The organism is Mesorhizobium sp. M0140 (assembly GCF_040322475.1).
Taxonomy (GTDB): Bacteria; Pseudomonadota; Alphaproteobacteria; order Rhizobiales; family Rhizobiaceae; genus Mesorhizobium.
The window spans coordinates 26405-34207 of the sequence record NZ_JAMYTM010000049.1 but is presented as its reverse complement, the minus strand read 5'-3'; the positions used below and the strand labels follow the sequence as shown (position 1 = coordinate 34207).

Sequence of the window (7803 nt, the reverse complement as noted above, 5' to 3'; positions counted from 1 at the left end):
TCCTGGTCATCCTCAATGCAAAAGCACGCGATGCGCGCAACGAGTTCGTAATTGCAACTTGACACCCCAGATAGTCGCTCTCCCCGATCGACGGGGAGAGGAAAAGCGCGCGTTCACCGGCTTCATTCCTCTGCCTTCAGCGGGGAGACGGTGGCCGCGAAGCGCGCCGGATGAGGGCCTGCGCCCTATCAGCAACCCTGTCGCTCCACCCGTGCGCTAGCCCTCATTACCCGCCCATGCTAATCGCCATGGAGCATGACCGAGCCCGGCGACACGCTTCTGGATCGACTTGGCCGCTGGCTTGCCGGCCGGCTGCAGGAAGAATCGTCCGGCTACGAGCCCTACACCCCGTCCGATGCCGAAACGCTGCGCCGCACGCTTGAGCCCGGCGACATCCTGCTGATCGAGGGCAACCAGAAGATCTCGGCGGCGATCAAATACCTGACCCAGTCGACCTGGTCGCATGCGGCCTTCCATGTCGGCGACGCCTTGCCAGAGCCGCAAGACGGCTCGGAGCGGCCGCGGCTGATCGAGGTCACGATCGGCGAAGGCTGCGTCGCCGTGCCATTGTCGCGCTACCGCACCTACAACACCCGCATCTGCCGGGCGAGCGGGCTGGCGCCGGAGGATCGCGACAAGGTCGTCGCGTTCATGATCGGCAGGCTCGGCCTGAAATACGACCTCAAGAACATTTTCGACATGCTGCGTTTTTTCTTCCCGACACCGCCGGTGCCGGTGCGCTGGCGGCGCCGCATGCTGGCCTTCGGCTCCGGCGACCCGACACGGGCGATCTGCTCTACGCTGATCGCCGAGGCCTATGGCCAGATCCGCTATCCGATCCTGCCCGAGATCACCCGTGCGCCCGGCCGCGCCTCGGCGCAGTCGAATTACTCGCGCAAGGAGATCCTGCACATCCGCCACCACTCGCTCTACACGCCGCGCGATTTCGACCTGTCGCCCTATTTCCGCATCGTCAAGCCGACGCTGGAATATGGTTTCGACTACCGGGCGGTGACCTGGGATGACAAGGTTGCCGATCCCGGGGCGAAGGCCGCCGAATAAACGCGATCAAATGAGTCCAGCCGCGTGCACGGGAGCGCCGGCCGGCGGCGCTTTGGCGTCAGTGCTTGCAAGCCGCAGCGCGCACGTCCGAGGGAGTAGCGTCATAACGGCGACGGAACGCCCGGTTGAAATAGGAAAGGTCGTTGAAGCCGGCCTCGTAGGCGATCGCGGTGATGCTGCGTCCGGCATGGCGTGGATCGCCGAGCATGCGATGGGCGCGCGCCAGCCGCTGGTTCATCATGAAATCAATCAAGGATGTGCCATCGCTCTCGAACAGCTTGCGGACGTAGCGGGCCGACAGTCCGTGGCGGGCGGCGACGTCCTGCGCCGACAGGTCGACATGGCCACCATGCGCGACGATATCGGCCTTGATGGCGCGCAAGCGGGCAACGCTGACGCCACGGCCGCGTGCGATCTGGGCCGCATCCCTGGTCGCGCCCATGGCGAGTGCGGCAAGGTCGAAGACATGCGTCGCCGCAAGGTGGCAGGCCTCCGCGGTCAACTCGTCTCCGACCTCCTGGATCGAGCTGATATAGTCGAGCAACAGCCGCATCGCCCCGCTCTGGGTCGGCAAGGGCCGCATAAGGACCGCGGCCGGATCGCCGATCAGAGGCGAAAGCTGCTTGCGCGAAAAACTGAGATTGACGAAGCGGAACCCGCCGGCGCCGATCAGGTTGAGGCCAACCTCTTCACCGCTCATCATGAGCGCCTGGCCGTTGCCGACCGCCTCCTCGCGGCCGCGATGCTTCATCACACTGCCCCCGTCGAGGGCCGCCAGAAGAACGAAGTCGTCGTTGTCGATCAGCGACGACGTATGATGCACCCGGAATTCCGATGAGCTGCCGGTGGCGATGCCGAGGCCCGGCAACGCGCGCACCCGCATGTCGATCTGCGCCGGCGCCAGCGGATCGAGGTCCACCCTCAGAACGGTGCGGCCGTAAACCTCGCGCGTAATCTCGACGCGATCCCGCTCCGGAAACATCTCCGTCGCCAGCCTGAACGAAGCTGACGGCCCCATCGTCGCAGTCATCGACACCCCCATGCCCAAGAGCGCGGTCATATGCGCCGCGGCCTGCAAAACGTCAATCCCGGGCCGTTTTGGCCGCTTTCAGTGCCGTTCTGTCCAAGCTGACCCCCTTCGATGCCCCTAGTTTGCGGCGCGATTCCAAAACCGGAACCGCATTGGCGGCAATCCAAGGGGGCACGATGTTTCATTTGCAATTGTTCAAGACGCTGTCGGCACTGGCCGCGGCGGGCTTCAATCCGCGCGTCTATCTGCTGTCGATCGCCTTGGGCAACGCGGTGACCGATCATCGCGAGGCCAAGCTGCCGCCGCGCGCTGCCCGATGATGAGCAGCACCATGAAAAGGATCATTTTCCTGGCCCTGACCCTTGCCCTGGCGGGCTGCCAAACGGGCCAGGCCGACAACAACCCGGCATCGATCGCGAGCGCGGCCGGCAGCAAGAAGGCCCAGAACGAACCGACGACGGAAACGGCCTGCGCCGATGCCGCCAAGAAGGCGGCGAAGGCGCAGACCAATGCGGGTCTGCTCGGCGGTGTCCTGTCGATGGCGGGGGGTCTTGGCGGTCTGGCTGGCAATGGTGGGGTCATTGCCGGCCAGGCCGCCTCGATCGGCGGCTCGGTTCTGCAGTCCCAGGCGACGAGCAGTGCCCGGGCCGGCATTGCGGAGGATTGTTATGGCTGAGCGGCGTTTCGCAGCCATGCGCCGGCTGGCCGGCGCGCTCGCACTTGCCGGCATGATCTTCGACAGCCCGCAGGCCTTGGCGCTGACAGCGCGGGATGCGTCGGCGGTCGTCGGCCTGATCGAGGCCTTGCAACCCGAATTCGGTCAGTTCGCCTATGACGAGGAGATCGCCGCCGACTGGTACGAGCGCGATGCCGCGGACAAGGGCTTGATCGACACAGCCGGTTTCACCGCCGACAGCTGGAAGATCGCGCTTGGCGAGACCATGCGCGGGTTCCTGGCGACGATGCCGGTCGCAGAACTCGATGCCATTTTCGCCAAGCTCAGGAATGCCATATCCGGCATGAAGGAGCTGACCGACGCGCAGAAGACAGAGACCATCGACGCCATCAACGAAGAGGTCGAAGGGTTGATGGCTTTGCGGGCCGAGGGCGGCCCCTTCGCCGATGTCGTCAGGCCGCTGACGCCAAAAATCCGCAGCCTCATCCTCGGCCCGGCGATGGGGCGATAGGATGTTGGGCAACAGGAAACGGGTGGCGGGAAAAGCAACTCCGAGCGGGAGCCTCGAGGCCGAACATCGCGGCATTTTTCCAACCACGGCACGTGTCAGGCGGGGCAGCCCGATCGCGATGCTTATCTGCCTGCTGGCGTCCAGCTGCAGCCAGACGGCCGCCAGCCCGCCGATCACGCCAGAGCAGCATGCGCAATTGGCGGAGCTGGCGGCCGGCCCGGACTCGCCGGAGGGCCTTGGCGAGGCCCTGGCTGCAGTCGAGGCGACCAGGAAAATGCAGGACTGCAGGGCCAGCATGAACGAGACGGCCGGGCAGATGAAGATGATGGGCGCGGTCAATGGCGCGGTCGGCATCGCCGGCCGCATGGCAGGCCCAGGCGCAAAGACAGCGGCGAAAATGGTGGCCATCGGCACCGCCAGGGCCGTGCGCGGCAAGCTCAGCCGCCAGATGCAATCATGCTGAGACGATTGGCCGATCAGGCCGGCAGCGGCCGCCGTGTCTTGGCGGCCGGGTCGGTTGCTCTCGCACCGGCATCTCGCGCGTGCGGCCCGATCGGCATGATCGCCGGGAATGGCGTCGCGCCAAAGGCAAACGTCCATTTGTAGCCGACCAGCCCGTCTTCCGGCGTCGTGTGCTGGTCGTGATGGGCCAGCAGTTTGGCGCGATCGGCGAGGTCCTGCGCCTCGCGTCGCACCATCTCCGCCGTCTCCGGCCGCATCCGCCTGCTAAAGCTGACGAAGGTCGCTTCCTTGTCGATATGGGTGATCGCCCAGCCGATGAAGTTCTTGTTGGTCATCTCGAACAGCGGCCGCAGCGGCCCTTCGAAATTCCACTGGATCGGCGTCTCGACAAGCAATCTCGCCGTGAGCCCGCGGCCGAGCGCGATCAGGCCGAGCTCCTCGAGATCGCGCAGATAGAGGAACATCGAGGCTTCGCTCAGGCCTTGCGAGCGCATGATGCCCTCGGGCGTGAATTTTTCCGACAGCATGACGAAAATGAACAGCAGTGCCGGCCGGCCGGCGAGCCTGCGTTCGATCTCCGGCGCGATGTGGTTGACCGGCCCTGGCCCCCGGTTCATCGAGCCGAGCACGTTCTCCAGCTCGACACCGGCGGCAGCGCAGATCTCCACCAGCCGGTCGAGCTTGCAGTTGCGCTCGTGGAAGATGCGCTTCACCGTCGGCTCGGAAACCCCCATGCGTTCGGCAAGCTCGCGATAGGTGACGCCCTTCGCCTTCAGCGTCCGCTTCAACGCGTCGAAGATAAGGCCGTTCATGGAATGCACCTCTTGCCGTGGGTTTCGTATCGACTTTCGATACTAGCGGTTATCGGCCTTTCCGGAAAGTATCGAAAATCATAGCTCTCCGCCGTCATCACAGGAGAGCAGCCATGAACACCCTCGTCACATCAGCCTTTCTCGCCGTCATCGGCATCGCAGCCGCGCCTGCCGCCGAGGCTGGAGAACTCTGGCGCGCCACCGGCCTCGAACAACCGGAATCGGCACTGTTCGACGCAGCCAACAATCGCCTTATCGTTTCCAATATCGTCGGCAATCCCGGCGACGCCGACGGCAACGGCTATCTCAGCGTGCTGTCCGTGGACGGCAGGACGGTCACCCGGCACTGGACCGACGGCATGGACGCGCCCAAGGGTATGGCGATAGCGGGCGGCAAGCTCTATGTCGCCGACATCACCAAGGTTCGCGTCGTCGACCTCGCCAGCGGCAAGCTCGTCGCCAGCATCACGGTGCCGAACGCTGTTTTCCTGAACGACATAACATCGGACCAATCAGGCAACGTCTATGTCACGGACATGCTGGCCGACACGATCTATCGCATCGACGGCGAACAACCAGAACTGTTCGCTAGGGATGCGATGCTGGCTTCGCCCAACGGCGTCTTCGCCGATGGCGACAGGCTGATCGTCGCCTCCTGGGGCAAGGACATCAAGTCCGACTTCAGCACGGCGGAGCCGGGTGGGCTGCTGTCGGTCGACATCGCCAGCAAGGTGGTTTCGCCCTTGCCGGGCGCGCAGAAATTCGCCGATCTCGATGGCGTCATCGCCATCGGCGACACCATCTACGCCACCGCCTACATGACCGGCACGCTCTACCGCTATCAAGCCGGCGGCGCGCCGGAAGCGTTGGCGCACTTCAAACCGGGCAGCGCCGACATCGGTACCGACGGCAAGTCGATCCTCTATGTGCCGTTGATGAACGAAGGCGAAGTGGCTGCGCTGAAGCTCGACTGAGAGCCATGATCGGTGCCTCAGGGGCCGATCTCCGAGACGTTCGCCAACAGCCGATGGACTGTCGTTCATCGGCGAGGATCGCCAACTCGAACTCTTATTGTGGCTAGTAAACGACGTCGCCCGGATCGGCCCGCCAAGCGCCAATAGCGGACATTGCCGAGCAGATATTTTGATGTCGCCTTTGGGCCGGTAGCAGTCCGTCAGCTTCTAGTGGAGAGGCATCGAAAGCGGACATCGGGTTGCGGGCGTACCCACGGCTCAATTGGGGCCGGCAGCAGACTGGCTGGTATTGTCGGGCAGCCGACGGTGGCGACGACGTAGGGAGGCCGGTGCGGGAGAGGGGAATCTGTGTTCTCAAACCAGCATCGACTGCTGGGCGGAGATACCCGCCGTCGCGCCTTGCGATATTGCCGTGGTGACCGAGGCCATGGCCGGGTTCGCAAGATCGCCGGCAGCATAGATGCCGGCTGTGCTGGTTTCGCGGCGCTCATCGACCTTGATGGCGATGCCGAGGGGCGTATTGACCGTGGCGAGGCCCACTAATTCATGCAGGCTTGCGGACGGCTTGTTGCGCGGATGCGCGAACAGGATGTCGACCGCGGCATTGCGGCCGCTCTCGAGATTAACGGTGGTGATATGGCCCCGGTGATGGGCGATTTCGGCGATCCGGCCATCAACGACAGGTATGTTGCGGCGCGCCAGATCGGCCCGAACATCGGGTGAAATGTCGTGACCATCGGCGAAGACCGTCAATGTTTCGGTCCAGTCGTGGTACAGCCTGACATAATTGTGCGACGGCGGGCCGGACCAGACGAGGCCCCAATGCTGGTCGGCGACTTCAAAGCCATCGCAATAGGGGCAGGGCACAATGGATGTGCCCCAGCTTTCGGCAAAGCCCGGAACATCCGGCATCTGGTCGGCGACGCCATAACTCAGGATCAGGCGGCGCGCCCCAAGGCGTTCGCCATCGCCAGTGAGGACCGAGAAATCGTCGATGGTGCCGGAGATGCTGTCGGCCCGGCCATTGACCAGCCTGATCGTGGGATAACGCGCCAGTTGCTTCCGCGCTTCGGCCAGGATGTCCAGCGGTGGCTTGTGATCGTGGCCGAGCAGACCATGCGAGTGGCCGGCGAAGCGGTTGCGCGGCAGGCCGGTATCGAGAACGGTGACCTTGCGGCGGGCACGTCCGAGCTGCAGGGCGGCGGCGAGACCGGCAAAGCTGCCGCCGATGATGATGACGTCATCCATGGTGATGGGCTCCGTGTGTGGATGAGGGATGGCTTGGCCTGGCTTGCACATTTTTGACACTGCGTGGTATCGTAATTCAAGAATTATGATACTGTCAAGGACTGGAATTGTCGTGACCGAAAACAGCCGGGGCCGGCGCGGCCGGCCCGCCAATGAGGCGCTTGGCCAAACGATAGTCGACGCCGCGTGCGAACTCTTTGAGGAATTGGGTTTTCATGCGACGACATTGGACAAGGTCGCCCAGAGAGCGAAGATATCCAAGCTCAGCATCTATCGGCACTTCGAGAACAAGGAGGCGCTGTTCAGCGCGGCCATCGCGGCCCGCTGCCATCAGTTTGCACCACAGGCCCTTTTTGAAGGCGTCGACGGTTCGGCCGAAGATCAGCTCATGGTGGTGGGATCATCCCTGCTTCGCACGCTGTTGAACCCGGACGTCCGCAGTGTCGAAGCCATGATCATGGCCGACAAGACGAATCAAAAGTCGTTAAGCAAGCTCCATTACGAAGCCGGCCCCGCCCATGTCATCGCCCAAATCGAGGCCCTGTTGCGTCAGTTGCACGCGAAGGCGGTTCTGAACGTGACCGATCCTCTCCGGTCCGCCCGCCTGTTTGCCGCGCTTATCAAAGGATCCGATCTCCTGATTATCGCACGCTTCGATGAGGCGAGAGCAGAGGACGACAACGAAATCGAATCCTATTGCCGGTCGGCCGTCGCCATGTTCATCGCCGCGCACGGTGGCACGACCACCCGGGCGGATAGCCCAGGAGTACTTGCATGATATTTGGGGCTCGCATTGACATCAACGCGACTATTATCGTTGGGCAGCGGGCTGACCGGCGGCGTAACCTGCTACCACCCCATTCGAGGCCTTAGTGCTGGCTTAGCAGACCGTCAGCTTTCGGGAAGCTGCAACGATAGTCTGAATGGCGGAAACGAGGGCGCAAAGCGGCCGTTCACGTCGCGCCGTGCGTGAGTCAACCCAGGGCCAAAACGTTTGCGTTCAACCGGCGGACACCTGTGTGGCCCGC

General features: G+C 63.7%; 10 protein-coding genes. 7 read left to right on the top strand and 3 right to left on the bottom strand.

Translation table 11 applies throughout. The features are described 5' to 3' along the window. Positions 1-255: 255 nt before the first annotated feature. Complete coding sequence (locus tag NKJ37_RS30140) at positions 256-1062, top strand: C40 family peptidase (protein ID WP_352628847.1); 807 nt, start codon at positions 256-258, stop codon at positions 1060-1062. A gap of 58 nt (positions 1063-1120) precedes the next feature. On the opposite strand, the gene NKJ37_RS30135 is transcribed toward NKJ37_RS30140, so the two are convergent. Continuing rightward, a complete protein-coding gene (locus tag NKJ37_RS30135; protein ID WP_245486339.1) occupies positions 1121-2122 on the bottom strand; it encodes a helix-turn-helix transcriptional regulator in 1002 nt (333 codons plus the stop codon). Between the two features lie 146 nt (positions 2123-2268). Here NKJ37_RS30135 and NKJ37_RS30130 point away from each other — a divergent pair, with 146 nt between their 5' ends. From NKJ37_RS30130 to NKJ37_RS30115, 4 genes are read left to right on the top strand one after another with little or no spacing between them, the layout of a single operon-like run. Then, complete coding sequence (locus tag NKJ37_RS30130) at positions 2269-2412, top strand: hypothetical protein (RefSeq protein ID WP_023813481.1); 144 nt, start codon at positions 2269-2271, stop codon at positions 2410-2412. An 11-nt stretch (positions 2413-2423) separates the two neighbouring features. Further along, positions 2424-2768, top strand: a complete 345-nt coding sequence (locus NKJ37_RS30125; protein ID WP_352776235.1) for a hypothetical protein — start codon at positions 2424-2426, stop codon at positions 2766-2768. Further along, on the top strand, positions 2761-3279 hold the full coding sequence (locus NKJ37_RS30120; RefSeq protein WP_023813479.1) for a hypothetical protein: 519 nt from the start codon (positions 2761-2763) through the stop codon (positions 3277-3279). Before NKJ37_RS30125 ends, NKJ37_RS30120 begins: the two co-directional genes overlap by 8 nt. Positions 3280-3301: 22 nt before the next feature. Then, the gene (locus NKJ37_RS30115) at positions 3302-3742 is read left to right on the top strand and encodes a hypothetical protein (RefSeq protein ID WP_352776233.1); all 441 of its coding nucleotides are present in this window, start codon (positions 3302-3304) and stop codon (positions 3740-3742) included. A gap of 13 nt (positions 3743-3755) precedes the next feature. On the opposite strand, the gene NKJ37_RS30110 is transcribed toward NKJ37_RS30115, so the two are convergent. Next, positions 3756-4553 carry a helix-turn-helix domain-containing protein gene (locus NKJ37_RS30110; RefSeq protein WP_128305308.1) on the bottom strand — a complete coding sequence of 266 codons (798 nt, stop codon included), beginning with the start codon at positions 4551-4553 and terminating at the stop codon, positions 3756-3758. A gap of 113 nt (positions 4554-4666) precedes the next feature. On the opposite strand from NKJ37_RS30110, the gene NKJ37_RS30105 reads away from it, so the two are divergent. Beyond that, positions 4667-5527 (top strand): SMP-30/gluconolactonase/LRE family protein, encoded by an 861-nt coding sequence (locus tag NKJ37_RS30105; protein WP_352776231.1) that lies wholly within the window; start codon positions 4667-4669, stop codon positions 5525-5527. Positions 5528-5881: 354 nt separating this feature from the next. On the opposite strand, the gene NKJ37_RS30100 is transcribed toward NKJ37_RS30105, so the two are convergent. Next, positions 5882-6775: an NAD(P)/FAD-dependent oxidoreductase gene (locus NKJ37_RS30100; RefSeq protein ID WP_352554361.1), complete on the bottom strand. Its 894-nt coding sequence runs from the start codon at positions 6773-6775 to the stop codon at positions 5882-5884. 106 nt (positions 6776-6881) lie between these two features. Here NKJ37_RS30100 and NKJ37_RS30095 point away from each other — a divergent pair, with 106 nt between their 5' ends. Then, positions 6882-7553 (top strand): TetR/AcrR family transcriptional regulator, encoded by a 672-nt coding sequence (locus tag NKJ37_RS30095; protein ID WP_502902033.1) that lies wholly within the window; start codon positions 6882-6884, stop codon positions 7551-7553. Positions 7554-7803 lie beyond the last annotated feature (250 nt).

Bases quoted from the DNA above. Each gene is read 5' to 3' on its own strand.
- NKJ37_RS30140 (WP_352628847.1), top strand. From the start codon at position 256: ATGACCGAGCCCGGCGACACGCTTCTGGATCGACTTGGCCGCTGGCTT.
- NKJ37_RS30135 (WP_245486339.1), bottom strand. From the start codon at position 2,122: ATGACCGCGCTCTTGGGCATGGGGGTGTCGATGACTGCGACGATGGGG.
- NKJ37_RS30130 (WP_023813481.1), top strand. From the start codon at position 2,269: ATGTTTCATTTGCAATTGTTCAAGACGCTGTCGGCACTGGCCGCGGCG.
- NKJ37_RS30125 (WP_352776235.1), top strand. From the start codon at position 2,424: ATGAAAAGGATCATTTTCCTGGCCCTGACCCTTGCCCTGGCGGGCTGC.
- NKJ37_RS30120 (WP_023813479.1), top strand. From the start codon at position 2,761: ATGGCTGAGCGGCGTTTCGCAGCCATGCGCCGGCTGGCCGGCGCGCTC.
- NKJ37_RS30110 (WP_128305308.1), bottom strand. From the start codon at position 4,553: ATGAACGGCCTTATCTTCGACGCGTTGAAGCGGACGCTGAAGGCGAAG.
- NKJ37_RS30105 (WP_352776231.1), top strand. From the start codon at position 4,667: ATGAACACCCTCGTCACATCAGCCTTTCTCGCCGTCATCGGCATCGCA.
- NKJ37_RS30100 (WP_352554361.1), bottom strand. From the start codon at position 6,775: ATGGATGACGTCATCATCATCGGCGGCAGCTTTGCCGGTCTCGCCGCC.